The organism is Tolypothrix tenuis PCC 7101 (assembly GCF_963874875.1).
Lineage (GTDB): Bacteria > Cyanobacteriota > Cyanobacteriia > Cyanobacteriales > Nostocaceae > Aulosira > Aulosira tenue.
Window position 1 is genome coordinate 8,657,998 of sequence record NZ_CAWNJS010000001.1, and the last position, 19,388, is coordinate 8,677,385.

At 40.3% G+C, this 19,388-nt stretch carries 13 protein-coding genes; 2 read left to right on the forward strand and 11 right to left on the reverse strand.

Annotated features, from left to right (window positions below; genetic code table 11):
* Positions 1-404 precede the first annotated feature (404 nt).
* Together AACU25_RS34240 and mobF are read left to right on the forward strand one after the other, a co-directional pair.
* A complete protein-coding gene (locus tag AACU25_RS34240; protein ID WP_321206865.1) occupies positions 405-848 on the forward strand; it encodes a hypothetical protein in 444 nt (147 codons plus the stop codon).
* Positions 848-5,494 (forward strand): MobF family relaxase, encoded by a 4,647-nt coding sequence (gene mobF / locus AACU25_RS34245; protein WP_096583336.1) that lies wholly within the window; start codon positions 848-850, stop codon positions 5,492-5,494. The genes AACU25_RS34240 and mobF overlap by 1 nt, the downstream gene beginning before the upstream one ends.
* Before the next feature lie 472 nt (positions 5,495-5,966).
* Here the strand turns inward: mobF and AACU25_RS34250 are convergent, their stop codons facing one another.
* The 11 genes from AACU25_RS34250 to AACU25_RS34300 all read right to left on the reverse strand — a co-directional run bounded on the left by AACU25_RS34250 (position 5,967) and on the right by AACU25_RS34300 (position 19,377).
* A complete protein-coding gene (locus tag AACU25_RS34250; RefSeq protein WP_096583338.1) occupies positions 5,967-7,340 on the reverse strand; it encodes a GumC domain-containing protein in 1,374 nt (457 codons plus the stop codon).
* Positions 7,333-7,734, reverse strand: coding sequence for a hypothetical protein (locus AACU25_RS34255; protein WP_096583340.1), 402 nt, complete (start codon positions 7,732-7,734; stop codon positions 7,333-7,335). The genes AACU25_RS34250 and AACU25_RS34255 overlap by 8 nt, the downstream gene beginning before the upstream one ends.
* Positions 7,735-7,744: 10 nt before the next feature.
* Positions 7,745-9,511: a type IV secretory system conjugative DNA transfer family protein gene (locus tag AACU25_RS34260; protein ID WP_096583342.1), complete on the reverse strand. Its 1,767-nt coding sequence runs from the start codon at positions 9,509-9,511 to the stop codon at positions 7,745-7,747.
* Between the two features lie 2 nt (positions 9,512-9,513).
* Complete coding sequence (locus AACU25_RS34265) at positions 9,514-10,713, reverse strand: hypothetical protein (protein WP_321206866.1); 1,200 nt, start codon at positions 10,711-10,713, stop codon at positions 9,514-9,516.
* Positions 10,710-11,531, reverse strand: a complete 822-nt coding sequence (locus tag AACU25_RS34270; RefSeq protein ID WP_096583344.1) for a hypothetical protein — start codon at positions 11,529-11,531, stop codon at positions 10,710-10,712. Before AACU25_RS34270 ends, AACU25_RS34265 begins: the two co-directional genes overlap by 4 nt.
* Positions 11,532-11,685: 154 nt before the next feature.
* Positions 11,686-13,314, reverse strand: coding sequence for a TrbI/VirB10 family protein (locus AACU25_RS34275; RefSeq protein WP_096583346.1), 1,629 nt, complete (start codon positions 13,312-13,314; stop codon positions 11,686-11,688).
* 4 nt (positions 13,315-13,318) lie between these two features.
* A complete protein-coding gene (locus AACU25_RS34280) occupies positions 13,319-14,035 on the reverse strand; it encodes a hypothetical protein (RefSeq protein ID WP_190445995.1) in 717 nt (238 codons plus the stop codon).
* Positions 14,036-14,234: 199 nt separating this feature from the next.
* On the reverse strand, positions 14,235-15,077 hold the full coding sequence (locus AACU25_RS34285; RefSeq protein WP_321206868.1) for a hypothetical protein: 843 nt from the start codon (positions 15,075-15,077) through the stop codon (positions 14,235-14,237).
* Positions 15,067-15,825, reverse strand: coding sequence for an AI-2E family transporter (locus AACU25_RS34290; RefSeq protein ID WP_321206869.1), 759 nt, complete (start codon positions 15,823-15,825; stop codon positions 15,067-15,069). The genes AACU25_RS34285 and AACU25_RS34290 overlap by 11 nt, the downstream gene beginning before the upstream one ends.
* Complete coding sequence (locus AACU25_RS34295) at positions 15,767-16,324, reverse strand: hypothetical protein (RefSeq protein ID WP_096583350.1); 558 nt, start codon at positions 16,322-16,324, stop codon at positions 15,767-15,769. Before AACU25_RS34295 ends, AACU25_RS34290 begins: the two co-directional genes overlap by 59 nt.
* On the reverse strand, positions 16,321-19,377 hold the full coding sequence (locus AACU25_RS34300; protein ID WP_096583352.1) for a helicase HerA domain-containing protein: 3,057 nt from the start codon (positions 19,375-19,377) through the stop codon (positions 16,321-16,323). The genes AACU25_RS34295 and AACU25_RS34300 overlap by 4 nt, the downstream gene beginning before the upstream one ends.
* Between the last annotated feature and the right edge of the window lie 11 nt (positions 19,378-19,388).

The window sequence follows — 19,388 nt, forward strand, 5'->3', positions numbered from 1 at the left end:
TATACCCTGTTCTATTTTGTTTGAAAAGCCTTCTATTTATCGATGGGAACTATTAAAAAGTTATTTTAGTTCCAATAAATACCAATATTACCCTACAAAGAAAAAATATATTACCCAAAAGGTAGATTTTTGTCCCAATCTTTCCCAATTAATCCCAAGAATCAACATGATTATTATACATTATTGACAAGATTGTCATTAATCTTAAAACTCACCAATTTGCACCAATAATTATTAGTTATATCCCCAGATTTCCCAATATTTCCCAACATCTCCCAAAAGGGAAACACCTCTGAAATACCCAAAAAAGTTTCGCACAGTACGCAAAAAAGTTTTGCCCAAAAAAATGGAGTTTAATTTAAAATTTAAAAAGGTATCAAAGCCGTATTAACAAATATTAAGTTTTGAATTACTCAGTACTACAAAAAGTAACTATTGCGCTTTTAAAGACTCAAGCGCAGCAGATGATGTCAATGTGTTTCTGGAAGCACAGCCATTACTGGAGTAGTGGTTCATCTTCTAAAACAAGGGATTCTGGTAGTATCGTAGTCCGTATCGCCTATTTCAAAACGCTTGACTGGATAGGTTTTAACTTTTGTAAATATCATCCGGACGCTGTGGAAGTATTTAGAAAGCTACCCAAAAGTGACAAATTTTTTTATGAGATAAAGCCCAACCTTTATGCTTCATTCAAAGTTTGGTGTGTTAATGGTCAGCACTTTGAAAAGACCATCAGCTTCCTCAAGAATGTCCCAGACATAGAACTTGAATTTGTCATTAGTGAGCCTAACCAAATACCTGAATTATTCCAACCGCTAAACCTGACATTTCATGAAAGGAGTGGTTAGTGTTAACAGCTAAAAACTCAGACCCACAACAAGCAGTACATTACTTCCTAGAAGGGTATTATCAGGAAGGTACTTCACGTTGGTCTGGTCAAGGTGCAAAGAAACTGGGATTATCAGGAGCAGTAAATTATCAGGAAACATTCTCTAACATTGTTAATGGGAGATCGCCTGACGGCAGCCAAAACCTCTGTGCTAGGAAGTTGAACTCATCTCAACGTCGCGCCGCAACAGACTTTACCTTCTCTGCACCGAAAAGCGTCAGCTTGCAAGCCTTGGTGGGTGGGGATGAAAGACTGATAACAGCCCATCAGTTAGCAGTACAAAAGACATTAGAACTGATTGAACAACGTTATAGCTACACCAGAGCCACAACTGAACAAGGGCAACAACTGATCCGGACTAACAACCTAGTAGTCGCGGAATTTGACCATATTGAAACCAGAGAATTAGACCCACATCTGCATACTCATGCTTTAGTCATGAATATGACTTATCTAGAGCAGGGGAAGCTGGGGAAGCGGGGGAAGCTCTTGGAGAAGGAAACTCATGAAGTGGAGGAAGAAGAACAAAGTAGAAGAACAGAAGAGTTATTAAAAAGTAATTCTCTTTCTCCCCCAACTATCCCAGATCTGCCTGTTTGTGATCGCGTTTTTGAAGGAGAAGGGCATTCCTCCCCAGCTTCCCCAGCTCCCCCAGCCCCCCCAGCTCATGGTTCTTGGTACAGCCTGTTCAATGATGAGATTTTCAAAAATAAGAAATTTCTCGGCATGGTCTACCAAAACTACCTAGCTCTCGAAATAGAAAAACTAGGGTATCAGGTAGAACCTAAAAAGCACGGGCAGTTTGAGATTAAGGGCTTTCGAGACGAAGACCTCAAAGAATTCTCCAAACGCAGACAGCAGATATTAAATGCAGCAGGGTCTGATGCAACCTGGGCAGAGCGAGAAGCGGCTTGGACTGCCACCCGTAACAAGAAGCAGAAAATTAACCTCCAAGAGTTAAAAGCGTCCTGGAAAGAAGAAGCCTTAGCACTGGGTATCAACTTTGTACAACCTCTCAACCCACAAACCCAAAGACAACCCCGATTAGTCAGCAAAGAGAACCTAGAGGATGCGATCGCTCACTGCTCAGAAAGAAACGTAGCATTCACCCAGGAAGACTTAGAAAAATTCATCCTCACCCAGGGATTAGCCACAGATGTCAGCTTGATTGAGCCATTAATTAAAGTTAACTCTGAATTATTGAGCCTATCTCAAGATAAACGCGACTTTACTACCCTAGCAGCAGTCAATCGAGAATTAGCAACCATTAAATTGATGCAGAAGGGGCAGGGTCAAGTTAGCCCACTTGCTCAAGGAGAAATAGTTTCTAATCACCTAGAAAAAACTGCTTTAAACCAAGATCAGCGTCGAGCGGTACTAGATGCAGCAACCACAACAGACCAATTCATGGCATGGCAGGGAGTAGCTGGTGCTGGTAAGACTTTTGCACTCAAGGAACTAAAAGCGATCGCCACCGCATCAGGCTACACCATCAAAGGCTTTGCCCCCAGTTCAATGGCGGCTAAGGTTTTGAGTCAAGAGTTGGATATCCAAGCCGAAACAGTTGCTAGATTGCTAGTATCTGAACCACCCCAACAAACAGAGCTTAATCAAATATGGGTAGTAGACGAAGCTGGGTTACTCAGTGCCAAAGATGCCCTAGCTCTTTTAGAACGGGCAACTGTTGAACAAGCCAGAGTTTTGTTAGTAGGAGACACAAAACAGTTATCCGCCGTAGAAGCTGGTAACCCCTTCAAATCGCTGCAACAGGCAGGAATTAAAACCAGCCACTTAAACGAATCGAATAGACAACGTGCGCCGAAACTCAAATTAGCAGTAGACCTAGTAGCATCCGGTCGAATTCAAGAGGGATTTGAACGCTTAGATGAAAATGGCTACATCCAGACTGTAACCCCAGAATCCAAAATTGAGGCGATCGCTGCTGACTATATCAAATCCACGCCCGAAGAACGAACAAGAACCCTAGTATTAGCAGGAACAAACTTTGAACGTTTAGCCATCACCCAAGCCATTCGGGAGCATTTAAAAGCTGAAGGCAGTTTAGGAACCGCGACCAATATCACCCAACTGCAAGCCAAAGACCTGACATCGGTACAAATGCGCTACACCCACAACTTTGAGTTGGGTGATCTGGTTATGCCCACTCGCAGTTATAAGCGTCGGGGGCTATCCAAGGGTGAGTTGTATGAAGTGGTAGGCAAGGACACCGACCGATTGCTACTAAAGGCTACCGATGGCAAGCAACTTGAAGTAGACACGGGATTTAATAAAGCAGTTTACCAACGACAAAGGATTGAAATAGCTAAGAGCGATCGCCTGCGCTGGACAAAGAACGATAGACAATTAGGACGGCGCAACGGTCAGGAGTTTGTTGTTACTGCCATTGACCTTCATAACGCTCAAATCCAGTATTTAGATAGCGGTCTAACCGAATCAGTAAACCTACAACAAGCCCAGCACTTAGATTATGCGATTGTCAGCACTACATATAGTAGCCAAGGGAAAACTGCCGATAGGGTGCTGCTAGCTGCGGATCAGACTATTGGGCAGGAAAGCTTTTATGTTGCTGTTAGCCGTGCCAGGTATGACTTGAAACTATACACGGAGGATAAAGACAATTTACTAGCCTTAGCGCAGTTGAGTAAAGCTAAAGAAAATGCTCTCTTTGTACTGCGGCAGAAAGAGTTGGAGAAGCAACACCAGTCAAAACTAGAGAAAGAACAGGTTGCAAATGCTGTAATTGTAGCTAGAAGCCCGGAAGAAGAGGAGCTCTGGAGCTCTGGAGCTCTGGAGCAATCTTACAGTAAGCCTTCCCCTCTACACCCCAGCACCTCTGCCCCTCTGCCCAATTCTTCCCCTCAGCACCCCAGCACCCCAGCCCCTCCGCCCAATTCTTCCCCTCTGCTCCCCAGCACCCCTGCTCAAGAGCCTCCCGTTCCTACTCAACCGCCTGTTATTAAAAAACCAATCCTAAAAACAGCACAGCCAAAAGTAGCATTTTGGACTCCCGGTAATTTGGGTGAAGCCCCCGAAAGACTAGACTCTCAACACTTGCGAGAATTGGTAGAAGACAGTGCCATTCACCCAGAAATTGCCGCCCTTAACTTCAAAAGTCTGCATCAAACTCTCGATTGGGAGCATGAAGCTTGGGAATACCTGATGTACAGCGACAAACTACCACGCACTAACACAGGTAGACTCTCCAATGCCATGATCAGCAAATATGCTCACATTGAAGATGGTGGCTGGTGGTGTGACGCTGGCGTTAATCCTCAATCCTTTGCTAACCTACAGCCTGGAGATAAACCCGATAGGAAGTTATGGGGATGCTATAAACCCAATAACCCAAGAGAAAAAGCTGATAAACCCGGCAAATTCATTAAATATGAGCATCCACCAAAAACTGAACTGAGTATCTTCCTGCTTGATGTGCCGGATGATATTGCAGAACGTATGTATGAAAAATTTGGGGTAGAACCAAGCGAGTGCGATCGCACAAGCGGATTTTGGTACTGTGTTTGGAAGCACAATCTACCAGTCACAATTACTGAGGGAGCCAAGAAAGCTGCCAGTCTGTTGAGTCAGGGACACCCTGCCATTGGACTACCAGGGATTTACGCCGGTTATCGCAGTAAAGATGAGAAGAGGGAAAAGATGAAAGCTAGACTCATGGATGAGTTAGCTGTTTTCGCCACGCCAGACCGGGAAATTAGTTTCTGCTTTGACTACGAGACGCGACCTGAAACTCTGCAACATATAGAAATTGCCATCTCGCGCACTGGTAGATTATTGGAGGAACAGGGCGCTAGGGTCAGTGTGGTGACATTGCCAGGCCCTAATAAAGGAGTTGATGATTTGATTGTGGCAATGGGGCCACTGGCATACGAAAAGGCATTTTCCTCAGCATCAACCCTCAAAACATGGCGAGATAACAACAATAAACAGCGACATATCCCACCTGCACCGCCCAAAAAGTTGAATGAACAGGAACGTAAACAACGACTGCAACAACGTTTTTCAGATAAAACTACTTTTTCATCATTCAACAAAGTAATCAATGAACTAACTAACCAAGAGTTACTGTACTTAGAACAAGCTGTTAATGAATATTTCTCAGATTCAGTAGCACAACTGCCACCGACAATTGATAGACAAGCAATTTCTAGCCAAATTAATCAATTACAACAACAACTTGACAGTTTATGGATAGAACATGCTATTCAAGAGAAAGCTATCAGAGTAATGGAATATTTCCCACTTCATAAATTGAGTAATAAATATAACTCGGCTTTAAATAAACAACTAGAAACTATAGGAACTATTAAAGAATTATTTACTCAAAAACAAAACTTAGAATCAACAATCCAGCAATGGGAATCCCAGGTTCAAAATCATGAAACCTGGGAGAAAGAACAGAAAACTCTAGAGATGAAAACTATTGCCGATGTTTTAAAATCGCCGATACTGCAAGAAAGATTGACCACTATTAAAGAAGAATTATGGCGAAAAGAACAACAGAAGATAGCTAAAACAGTAGCTAAATATGAGCAATCACCAAAACCTACGAGGGGAATGAGAAGATAATACAAATTCAAAATTCAAAATTCAAAATTAATAGAGCAAGAATTAGTATAAATTTTAGAGGTTGCATCTTATCATATTTTTACTGAATTGGTATGAAAGAATATTTTGCCAAACTTGGAGAATTAAATCTTTCAAATGATTATAGGGCTTGGATTTCACTTCTTGTTTATAAAACTTGATTGATGCAGAAAAAATTAATCCTCAAAGCAAGATTAAATCCAAGCCTCAAAACTTGCCTGCTATTGTTTTCTAAAAGTGACAAGACAGCGTTAAGACTATTAGATTTTAATACATTAAAGTTAACAATCTTCTTTATTCCCTACACTCCACACCTTGTATTGAAGAAGCTTTCAAAAACAAAATTATACCGATTAAAAAAAGAAAGCTATAGATGCACACTCGCACAACCAGGTGATATGTAGCTCTCTTAATTTTGAATTTTGAATTTTGAATTTTGAATTTTGAATTGATACTATCTTCTCAATTTTGCTGATTGAGATTGGGTAGGGCTGTGCTTTAAATAATCAGAAACTACTTCTTCCACTACCTCCAAAGATTCAACATCTTTCTTTGTAGCTTGAGCAGTCAAATCACCATCTATCATTACCGCCCGGCCATCTTTAGCCGTAACAGTAATACTATCGCCATTTTGGTAAAAATTGTAATTTTTACTCTCATAACTACGAGAACCATCTTGATGCAAATCACCAAAAAGATGCAACATAGAATCGACGCTCTTAGCAAGAGCCTTAGTTTTGATATCCATCACAGTGTTAGTAACTTTTTCCACATTCTGCTTCACAGCATGATTAGTAGCCGAATGTAAATCGCCAACGGCTTTAGTCATCTGTTTGTGGACTGTATTAACTTCCTGTGAAACCTTACTCCCAACAGCACCCATAGCAGATTGATGACGCTCCATACCATGCTGAATTTCATCACTAACTAACTGTTTAACTTCACCAATACCATCCTTAACTACACCCACTTGTGATTCAAACTCACTTTTAACAGCAGCAATTTGTGACCTCATTTCAGCTTGAAAAGACTCCATTTGTTGATTCATCTGCTCTTTTAAACTAGTAATTTGAGTCTGTAATTGAGTTTTAACTTGGTCTACTTTAGGAGTAAGAGCAGTTTTTACCTGTTCATAAAGATTTTTGGCAGTATTCTTAGCCTTAGCCTCAATCGAGTTGAGCCAATCATTTAGAGTAGCATTGTTGAGAGTAGGGTTATTGTGTTTATTAATAGCCTCCAGACCCTTCTGCAATTTCTCAATCGTTTGTTGTTGAGCATCAAAAGCTTGTTTCAGACTAATCAAATCAGTTGATAACTTTTGAGTAACTTCAACACTTGATTGCTTTTGAGTAGTAAAACTATCAATCAAACTTTGCTGTGATTGAACTTTCTGTTGTAAAGTTTCAACCTGCTTTTGTAAATTCTCAAGAGATGAAGATTGTTGTACTGTTTTGACTGGTTGTTGAGACTGGGATTGATTCTGGCTCCGGAGGTTATTCAACCCCAGCTTATCACTTAAAACCTTTCCATCCTTCACATGATAGACTTTATCTTTGCCAATCATGATACGGACAGAACCTTTAAAATTTTGCGGTTCGTTGATAGCCGTATTGATTTTATCTACCAGTTCTGGAGTCATCAAATTGACAGAAACTTCGCCATCAGGATGACCCTTATACTTGGGTTGGTTACCAACGTAAATGGATAAGTCTTTAGTGATGTCTAACTCTTGAAACTTTCCCTTCTCTAACAGCTTATGCAGAATATCATCGAGAATTTCTAAATAATCATGTTGCACTTGTTTCCCCTCAGATTTTATTTCATCCATGATTTATGACTCCTACCAAGGAATTAATCAGACTCGATGGGCTAACTAAAACATCAGGTAAAATCACACCTCCTAAACGATTGAGAATTACTTGACCCTCAATTTGGACATAAGCCCATTGGTCATCAATTAAGACTGAGATTGACTTAGTGTTATCAGGTAAATTGGTGACGTTATAATCTTGGAGTTCCCCATTTACTATGAAGATGTGAGGACTTTCGGCATCGCCATAGTAGATTTCAATAAATTCTGGGACATGATTTACTGTCAACGGTGGCTCATCCCAAAATTCAGCCGCATTGATAATATCAGTACGGTAATTCTTAACCAACGCTGCAATATCAAGCGGCAGTTTGCTTAATAATTGCAATTCATATTCAGATAAATTATTCATCAATGACCTCCTAAAGATTTTTTAATTTCTGATTTGCTTCTGCCTGCTTCTCAACTAAAGGTAATAATCTTTCCGCTGCTAAATTTCGCCTTTCTAGCTCTTTAGCAGATGGTATAAGCAGAGTAGATTGGGAAATAAATTTTTGTTGGAGTTCGTACCATTTCTCAATACTTTTAGACTCCAAATTCATATCAGATGGCGGAATCCGAATCTGTTCTAATAACGGAATACTTACATTTTGACCAGAGCGAAAACCAGGACTGACAATGACGGCTCTGCCTTCCGGTAAAGTATTAAATTGGTTCACCTCAAATAAATTGCGAGTACTATTTTGCTCAGAAATTGAGGTACTTGCACCACCTTTACCACCAGAACTACGTGAACGTTCTCTATACTTAATTTGTTCATCACCTAAGAAATTACTAAAACGTTCAGCCGCTACATCATCTTGAGGATTAAAGAAAGCCTTCGTAGCACAACCGCCAAAGATAGCGTTGGTAGTTTCTCTAGAATAAGACTTTTCAAGCTGTGATAAATTTTGTAATCCCAATAAACAAATTAAGCCATCCTCCCTATTTTGATTGAGCCAATCTACCAAAGCGGGTAAATACAAAGTAGGTAATTCATCCAGTGCTAAAAGCAATGGTTCTGTGCGTTTATCAGCCAAATTACGAGAACATAAAAGGTGCAGAATAGACACCAATAAAGGAGAAATCACATCTCGCTTCTCCTTATCCATGCCAAAAACCACCATCTTCCGCCCTTTCAAATCCAAGGGAATATTTGTTTGACCGCAGAAGCCAGAAAGAGTAGATGGGGTCATAAAGCGAGTAAATAACCCACTCGTAGTACCGACAATACTAGCGGCAGTTTCTGGAGAACCAGCCACAGACAAAAATTGGTCAAAAGCAACTTTTACCCAAGGATTTAAAGCCGCTTGTTGAATGCGGTCAATTAATTTCGGCAGACTGAGAATTGCATGGCACATCATAATGTCTGGGAAATCAGTACCCCTAGCCAACATGAAAATTGCTTGAGCCAACTGATCTCCAGCATTGACAAAGAAACCACCATCCGAGACATCACCACCAGAAGATAATTTAAAATTGCGGTTGAGAACGATCGCTAACTGACGTGCCATCTCTGCATCAGTTTCACTCCGCAGAAAATCCAGGGGGTTAGCCACACAGGACTCAGGGAAGCCGGGGGCGAGGATAGAAACCTCATACCCATGCATAGCTGCATATCCTGCTAATTTGGGTGCTTGACCTTTAGCCCCAGCAGTAGCCGATTCTTGGTGAGCATATTTAAAATCGTAGAGAATAATTGGTAGTCCCTGGTCGATAGCAGAACGCACCAGGGGATTAATCATCGAGAAGGTTTTACCCGAACCAGCACCGCCGCAAACCAAAATCCCCCGCTGCACATCTGGCAGATAGAGTCGGCTTTTATCTTCAGGAATATTGGTAATGCGTTTGTTGTCAACAACCTGAGATTTTGTACCCACAGGCGTACCGATGTAGAGAGCAACTCTGTTATGTCTGCGCTCAGTAATTTGTTTGCAAGCTAACTTACGGGCTGCTGTTTTCTCCCTAGCACCTGCCCATCGCGCTCGTGCTAATTTGTTGGATGCGCCGCGTCCTTCCATAGCTTTTGCCAACATTAGCGCCCCAACACTTACAAGTAATGCCAAGCCCATCGGGGAGAAGAAGGCATTGTAAAAGTTTTGAGGAACAAGGTTATCTACTTGTTGGGTAGTTTTAGCGATTTTAGCCATCTTCATCCTTTACCTAAAATGACTAAATCATTCTCCTTAACTGGAACCCAAGGAACTGGCCCAATAAAGTAAGGAGTGCAGGATTTACCAGTTCCAAAGAAGTTAACGCAGATACGAAAAAATAGACCAAAGTTAGCTGTACCTGTTGACTCATTAACACCCGTAAGGACGACTTTGAAACCAGAACCATAGACCAGCCTCCCTGTAGGTTCTTTACCACCATTGACACGTTGCAATATGCCAAAACCACCGTCTACCTTTTGTGAAGAACCAGAAGCCCAACGTTTACCGTAAAGATTGCCTTGTTGCCCTGCAACATCCCCCAGTTCCAAGTAAGGGCATTCTTGACCCACTCCACAGGCAACAGCAACAGTTTGATTAGAACGAGTTACCTTACCTGATACAAAGTAATTTTCTCTTGCCCTAGAATCTCCACGTTCAGATTTACCTAAAACCACAGAAGCAATACCAACTACATCCAACCCTGAATTAATTGGTTGGGGCATTTTATCAAAAGGTACTTTATTCAACCCAGGAACTTGATTAATAAAACTTTGCTGCCAGTTGAGAAATTTGCTAATTCTTGTTTCTGTTAATTGAGGAATTGAACTTAATGGATAATTACTTAAATCTAAATTACCAAGTGGAAGATTACTTACTTTTGGATAGTCATATAAAACTTGTAAAATTGTACCATTGGGAGAAATACCTGACTTCTGAAGTAAGTCTTGAATAGGTTTAATTTGGCTCACATTAATATTGTTCAATTTGGGAATTGCTTGAGCTAATGAACCGATAGTCTGCCACTTCATTAAACCAAAATCTTGTAATTTCAAAGAGTCAATCTGATTTGAGGTTATGGATGCTATCAGTTTCAAAGTAAATTGACTTTGTGTAAAAGCTTCATCCACATCACCCAACATAATCACAGAATCAATATTCTGTCCGGCTGACCAAGAACGGGAGGGATTATAGCCTAATTTAGCAGCAATATCTGCTGAAACATTGATGTATCCAGGCTCCTGTAATGGATCTAAGCTACTCCAGTTTATCTTTGTCCAATCCGGGGATTTGAGTTGATATTTCCCAGTAGTATGAGTAACTGTTGGGATTTCTGCAATTGCTGTACTTGGTAATTCTAATAGTGAAATAGCAATTAAAGAAGTAGAAATTGTTGAGAAAATAACTTTATTTATAATCACCGCCTTTGCCCCCATTGAATTAATTGATTAAAGAGGTTTTGGGGAATACCTGATAATCGGATAGCTTCTACTCTTGGTTTACCTTTCCTCAGTAAGCGAATAGTATCTTGTGCTTTCCGCCATTCTCCAGATTTGGGTTTAATTGTGCCGTTACCAACTGCAACAGCTAAACCAACGGCAATAGAATTGGCATCATTTCTTAATGATGAAGCATTTAAAACTGGAGAATTATTGTTAGATAATCTATTTATTGGAGTCGAATTTTGATTTGCAGTATTAGTGGGAGCGTTTAAATTCCTGTTGTTTGGCTTTTCAACTAATAGAGGTTTTGGTCTATCAGAATCAGGTTTGATAATGAGACTTGTGTACTCTGGCTTACCTTGAGCCGGAATTAACTTAAATTGATACTGTTTTTGACCAAGAGAACTATTAGTAATCACGGTCATCACAGTACTGCCATCAACAGAAGAAGTTAGAGATGGGAAATCAATCGGTTTAATCTGCCTCAAAAATAAAACTGTTGCCCCTCCAGTTCCACAATTTTCATCATTTGATGCACCACGCTGACATAAATTGCCATTAGAACTAAACGCAAAATGGGAAGGGTCTCCTAGCCAAACTTGCTTAATAGTTTCACCTGTAGAGATAAAGTTGATAGTTAGCCCGTAACCACTCCAAACTTTTAAATCAATCCCATTGGAGTTGTGACCTTGAGCATCTTGTGAATATACATTTCTAGCTGGCGGTAGTGCTAAAGATATGCCAGGTGTAGCACTGATAAATAAAGTAGTTATCAGTAATAAACTTAAACGTTTCATATCATAATAGATTAATGAAAAATATCGAAGAATTCAGAATCCAGAATTCAGGAGACAGAATAATGAAAAATGCAAGAGAGCTTTTGATAAAATAATTAGCAATCATTATGATTTTGACTTCTGGCTTCTGACTCCTGACTCCTGACTCCTGAATTCATATCAAAATAGATTGATTCACAAAAACTTGTACTTGCTTACCGGCTTCAATGACAAACACTTGTTGTTGCTGCTGTAGCCCTTGTAATTGCTGCTCATTAGAGTTTTTCATCCTACCCAAAATCTCATTAATACTTCCTTGAGCAAAACCAGCTACTAAATCTTTCTCACTATTACTTGTAGTTGTCGTAGTCGTACCTAATGAGCTAATTGTTGTCTCGGAATTAGCTCGATTTTGAATTTCAGCAGCCTTAGATAAACCTCCTAGTAGAGATGCCATGAGCGAATTACCTAAATTACTGCCACCTTTACGAGATTCAGCTTTTAGTAAATTGCCGTTTTTACCTAATATCAAAATAGAATTTGCTGGCAGTTGTCTTTCTTGTGTCTGACCATCAATGTTAATGAGTGCAGAAACTGCTGTCATCTGAGCTATTTCTGAGTTAGTAGGATTAAGGATAGCAACAATATAAGACCCCTTGGTTAATACTTCTTTTCCATCAAATCCTTTAAGAGGTTCCGATAGTTTAATCAAACAATTCTGTGCTTGCTGCTGATTATTTACGCCACTACCCACCCAAGCAATGGGAGTTTCCATTACACCTGTTGCACGAGTTCCAACCAATACCCGTTTGCCATCATAGTTAGTCTGCGGTGACTGAGTTAAAGCTGGGGAGGCTGGGGGGGAAAGAAAGTTATTGTTCAATGGCTCTTGTCTCCCCCAGCTACCCCCGCTACCCCTGCTCCCCCTGCTCGCTTTAAGCGGTACTTCTTGGTTGCTAGAAACACTGGCTGGTCTAACTCCTGTACTTCCTTCCACGCCTGCATTTTTTAAATCTGTCACCTCATTGTTTGATTCTCCACTGCTAGAATCGCTAGAAGCATAATTGCCGATATTGGCTACTGCTAGCCATTCCTGCATCGGGTCTTTGGGCGTGGTTTTAACCTTTGGTAATGGGTTGGTATTGCCAACGTTAGATTTTACGGGTTTAGGTTGTGGTGCAGGGGTAGTTACAGAAGCAAGCTGTCTAACCCTTGGAGTAGCTTGATAGCTTGTACTAGGTCTGGTAACTGGAATAGGTGGTGACGGTGGTGCTTGATAAGTTGTTGGCGATCGCGTTATTCTTGGTTGAGTCTTAACAGTAACAGTAGCTGTCGGGGTAGTTGTCGGTGATGGCGTAGGTGATACATCCCCATTATCTTTTTTACTAATAGATTGCAATTCACCTTTTTGGGTAGTAATAGCCATTGCTGTTTTGAGATTTCCGTCCTCCTCCTCCTCCTTGTCTTGTTTCATGTCTTGACTAGTTTTTGCACTTTGTTGGGTTTGATTATTGCCCTTCTCATTTAAAGCTCCTGTCAATGTGCCAATCATCCCCCAAAAAATCAGAACTAATAGCAAAACTCCACCAGAAACTGTCAAGCCTTTCAACAAAGGATGTCCCGCTATCGGGCGAGTTGTGACAACTTCTTCTGGTTCCTTTGGTTCCTCAGAGAGGGTTACTTCTATCGATGATGATGAGTTTTTTTCAATCTCTGCACCATTCATCTGAGCAAATTCTTGGCTACGATTGTTAGTTTCGGTAGTAGCTGAAGAATTTGAATTTTCAATAACCTGACTTGACATAACATCACCTGCCCAAATCTACGTCTTGGATGCGATAAATTTCCATTCCCGCAATTCTGGCGTTATAAGCTGCTAACTGTTGAACTGAAGGATTATTCGGTAAAGGTGGAGTATCTACCGCTCTGACAAAGATAGTTTTATTAAAAGAAATTCCTTTACCTGACTGGTCTTTACCTTTAAAAACCACCAAATTGGCAACCATATCTATGCGCCATTGTCCAGGAGATAATTTTTCAGGAGGCGCAAGATAGCGCACTACTAGGGCTGATTGTGTCTCACCATTAAATACATCAGATGGCGTTAAAGCTGCTATTTCTCGTAAGAAACTAGCCCGAAAATCTTCTGATAATGCAAATCCTGCATTCCAAGTATTTGTAGTAACTTTTTTATCAGCTATTTGGATACCAGGGTCAATTTTTAAATTCCTGGGATCAATATTTTCGTCTGATGATTTAGGGAGAGCATTCCAACTCATTAAATTCATCATAGTCCGCCCCACAAAATCCATAATAGCTTGGTCAGTGCGGTCTTTTTCTCCCATCGCAACTGCCCTAATAGAAGTTCCATCTTGCAGTTCAACCAGAGTCGGCTTGCTATTAGAAATCTTTCCCAATCTACTGGAATTAGCTATAGTAATTAAAAATAAAAATATTAAAATAACAGTTTGTCCTATGGATACCAAAGGAGTAAAATTAATCTCTTTCTTATCCAGTAATTTCATCTGAATATCCTCCCTGAGATTAACCTACCACTACTGGATAAACCGGAGAAAACTGCCATTCCTCCACCCGCACCTATTGCTATTGCTAAAATCGGGGATAAAATCGCTTCTATCAATTGTAAAAACAAAGGATTATTACTATCTGCATTCACAATTGAGCTAGCAGCAATTCCACAAATAATTGAATATGACATCAGTACTAAAGTAAGTGCCAGCCTGCAACCCAAGCATAGATAGGTTTAGTGCCAAAAGGGAAAAGCGAAAGTACTAAAAAGATAGGAGCAATATAAGCATTCAATAAAAATGCTACCTGCACAACATACTGAAACGCTGCTTGTAACCCGCTAAAGATAATCCATGATAAAGCTTGCACCATTGAATTGATAGTTTGACCAGCAATATCTAATGGATTCCAGCTATTTGAATAAGCAGGTAATCCATATTTATCTCGATAGTCTTGAGCTTGCTTTGTCACCTGATCCGCCTTCTCTTTTTGACAAATCTCTCGCGGATTTATTGGGTTTCCTTGATTATCCTTGCCACTGGTAGGCTTTTTTTCACACTCTTGCATTTGGGCTTGGGCTGAAAGCGCAAAAGCCTGATTCATATTGGTAGTGCGAATTGCATCTCTTAAACTAATACCGTTGCGCGTAATACTTAGCACCTTATCATTTAAATTAATAGCTGTATTCCGAAACATTAAAGAAGTACTAGCAAGTAACTGTCCATTATTAATTGTCAGCATCAAACACACCAATAATGGATATACCATCTCATTTAAAACATCATGGCTCCATCCTTCTTGCATCATGCGTGAATACCAACCTACTGACCAAAAAGAAACAAATACAACACCACATAAGGCAGAGATAGTGACTACTGCTTTATATATTTCACTCTGTCCATTAGCTAAATCTTGCCAATCTTGAGTAAATGAAGATACAACTAATCGTGAGCCATTAATAGCACCATCAACGATATCTTCAGCATTAGTATGTCCAGTTACATCTAGTAAGTACCAGAACGTCAGATTATTTAGCATCTTGCTTACCCCAGAAACTATCAGCAAAAGCTGCCGCACCTATAATTTGTTTAGCACTGGAATTACTATTAGCTTGTTCTTGTCTCGCTTGTTCATCTAACCTACTGGAAATATCACTCAGATTAATGTTCGCGGCTGATAAAGCCCGCGTTTGTTTTTGGGCTTCGCTATGAATTGACTTAGTAATAAGTGTTGTTTGCAGATTCTGTACTGCCATCTTTTTTAAAATGTCTTGAGTAATCACATCATTTTGAACTTCATCTGCATTATTAGATGAAGTTGCCAAAGCCTGATTAGACATTTCACCCTCTTGGGCTTGAGTTTTCTGTCCTTCTCTACCCAAAACCGATTCAGCCAGCCCATAAGTATAAGATTGATGCCAGTTTCTTTGAGCATTATCACCTTGGGTTTGCGAATCAGTTTGCACTAAATCTGTCTCTTGTTCTTGAATAACTACCTTAATTTTTTTACCAGCTTTTAAGGGGTCAGGTATTCCTAAATCTCCCACTGTAGAACTGATAGTATCGTTTAAATCTGCATTTAATTCTTGCCACTGCTGGCTAAATTCTTGTTTGTACTGCTCAATAGAAGTTTTTAGACTGGCAAGAACCTGCTGAAGTTGCTCCAGAAAAGATGCTCCAGCCCTAGCTGGTAAAGCTGAAAATAGGAGAAATAGAATAATTAAGCTGCTAAAAACTGCTAAACGGCGGCAGATAAGGGGTAACGTCAATTGGTTGAGTGATTTCATATAAGTTCTCTCTTGAGACTGTAAAAGATTTAGGCGAGCAAGCAGATATTACTTCTGCTTGTTTTCCCACTAATTTCTTACCAGTTACTATCAATGGTGCAGGAGGTTTGTTATCAGTTTGTTTAGAAAGCCTTGCAAATAAACTTCCCTCATATCGTGGGGATTCTGGTATTAGAGATGCTGGCTGAGAATGCATTAAAATATAATCTTTATTCGCTTGAAATTCAGTATTTATACCTGGTTGCTTTAATTGAAATCTAGATTTTTTATTCATTAAACCTGCATAATAAACAGATTTGAGAAATCGGTCACTTTGAACATCATTACTAGCCGTTTCTATGGCTTGCTGACAAGCTTCTTCTTTCTGAGCAATATATTTCTCATGTTGTGCCTGATTCCATTTCCACCCTTCAAAAGATGCCCATGCTGCTAACACTCCTAAAATTGCCAGCAACACTTTATATTGTGCTAATCCAGTAACGATTTCTAACTTTTTCATAGAGGCTTACCCTGTTTAATGCAATCCACGTAATATTTAGAAAACTCCGCAACCCATTGAAATTTATCTGCATACATAGCTTTAAATCTGTCACGGGCTGCTTGCTCCTCCCGACTGTTTGCCACCAACGCCAACATTGAGTAAGAAGGATAGTAACGACAGCGAATATATTTGTTGTTGTAATCCAACAGCCAGAGCGTATATAACTGCTTAATATTGGGGCGAAAGCTTTCATTTTTATCAATAATGTCTTGAGGAATTCCCAAATGCTCAGAAAAACTCTTAGCAGCCCCAGGTACTATCCGCCCAATCAAACGACAGGGCATATTTTGCAAAATCTGCTCACCGGCTTCTGAATTAGCAATCGACAGAATATCTTGTCCTGCCAGCATAACTCGACAACCAGATTTTCGGGCTGTGGCACATTTACGGCCTACCAACCGCGATAAAGCAGCGAACCGCAACAGCACACTGCTTTCATCCATGAAGAATGCGCTATTCGGTGCTGATAGAGATTGGCGAGATGCGGCGATATATGCAGACATCCCGAAAACCTCTGCATCCTTACTGGATTGCAAGTTCGTCAGCGCAAAGGTAATCAACTTGGCATCAGTATCAAAAGTTGAGGGACGGCAGATGGCATTGCCGATACTGCTATTTTTCCAATATTGAAAGCGCAGTCGGATATAATTAAGCGATCGCTCTACATTCTCATCTTCATATCCCAGGCTGATATGCTCCTTGTCAAAGAAATGTTCCATATCTGCTAGCGTTGGGGTATTCTCCCAAGCCGCAGAACCCAATCCCCCTGACTTAGCAAGAGCAAAACGTCTTTGAATATCATGATCATCGTAAAAAGCTTTTGTCCCCAGAGGAATCAAAGACTCGATTGTTTGCGACAAGAAGCCGTCAAAAGTCTGCGAACCCAAAACTAATTGCAGAACAATCAAGTTCACATCATTCCTGTGCGCCTTAGCTCGTTCTTCTCTTTGCTCTACAGGGATTTTTGATAAGTCCAAAGGTTGCACCAAATTATTGGACTCCTTGGAGATATCAAAGTAAAAGCCGTTGTGATAGGGTGTGTAATCCCCAAACGTACCTGTACCATCATCATTGGGCAAGTCAATCATCAAAACGCTCATATCTTGAGCTTGGCACTCGGCAATGATGGATGAGACTAAAACCGACTTACCTGAGCCAGTTGTACCCAGAATTAAGATATTTTTAGTTTTTGAAAGGTCAATTTTGACTGGTGAATCTCCCTCATCTGCAATCAACTCAAACCCTTGCATATCTGCGGGACTATTCTGTACTATATTGGTCAGTCCCAGAATTTCACTAGCAAAAAAAGTTTGCCGCCGATTGTACGGGCGCATCAGAATTGGTTCTAGCCTGATTAATAATGTCTGCAACCAGATTAACCAAGCATATTCCACTTCACGGGTGAGTTCTGTAGGTTGAGAAATGTAACCAGAAATCAGTCTGCAAGCATCATCTATTTCCTCTGCTGTATCTCGATAAACCAGCACCACCAAGCTTAAATTGAGTGGCACATCTCCTGTATACAGTTGTCGTTGTGCTTCCACTGACCTTTCTACATTAATTTGAGCAGAAACATCAATGGATTTTTTCTGCTGCACATTTAAATCTAACGCCCTGGAGCGTTTGGTAATCATTTGCTGGGCAGCACGGGTAATTCCTCGGTCAGCTGGGGAGAATTCTGTGATGATTTCCACATCAAAAATGTTGTGGCGCGAAAATAAATCCCACAGGAAACGAATTTGATGTTTGGTGTCAGCAAAGATTTCTGGTTTGCGGCTCAATACCATCACGCCTACATACTTCTTCTGGTCACCATTTGGTAAGCAAATCCAGCGCTTATCTGCAAACGGCACACCATTGTTGAGGATTATTGAAGTTAGATGAGGCTGATTGATAATTTCGATTGGTTTATCAAAACAAGCCTTCTCATCAATTTCTTCTCTCACACCTTGCTCATCAAATACCAAAGTGTGCGGAATAGTGACTTCTTTAGCTCCAATATTTTTACAAAGTTCTTGCCATAAATCCTTATCTGTTTTTGGTTGAGGATTTAACCCCATCTCTGCAAGAATTTGCTGGTATCTTAATGAGGCTTCTAGAGCTTTTGTTAATATTTGCGTTAACCTTTTTAGAGTTAATTGATTCACGCCAGAATCTGTAAATCTGCGTTGTAAGAAATTAGCCAATTTCACCAAAAACTTATCTACTGGGTCTGAGGTTTCTAAAGCTTCGGAAGCTATAGTAAATGACCAGTAAATATTGAGTTTGATGTTCTTCCGGGCTTTTTCTTTGGTGAGCTTTTGTGTGCGGGCAAGTCTTCCCCAATCTAAGAATTCGCATTCTAGAGAAGCTGGATGATTCAGGCGCTGCATCAAATATTCTGCACTATCGCTATCATCACAGAAAGAACTCCATCTAAACGTGATTTTTTCTCTTTGTGGTATTTTTTTACAGCCACTCTCAAAAGCTTTGGCAATTGCTTCTATCTCTTGTGCAGAGTTAAATAGAGGATGAATTCCCGTGCAGGAATAACCAAAGATTAATTGCAGAGTATTACTACTCTCAGTCAGATGCTTTTTACTTAGTAGATAGGCTCCAATAACGTAGGAATCTTTTTTGAGTCTGACTATTGTAGTTAAATCCAACCAATCTTCAAAAGGGTTGAGAGTTTTTGGTTGAGATGAGCGAGTCAATTTAACTTTTCGCGTTCCAACTTTTTTCTTGTGCTGTGCTTGAGTGTAAGTGGCATATCCTCTTGTCCATCTGGGAATAATTGGGTAAATTTTAGACCAGTAAAGATATGGTTTATCTCCTGAGAGTAGGGCGATTGAAAAACTTGCCCAGAATGCCAAACCTAAGCCCCAGAAAATATCTAATCCTAAAAGTAGGCTCAAAAGTCCAAAAACTACAGAGAATACACCCGCAAAAATTACAAATTGTCTGCCTGTAAACGGGCCAAATTTGGGACTTTCACCTAAACTCTGATTGACTTTGATTATCTCTTGTTTCATCAGATTTTTAG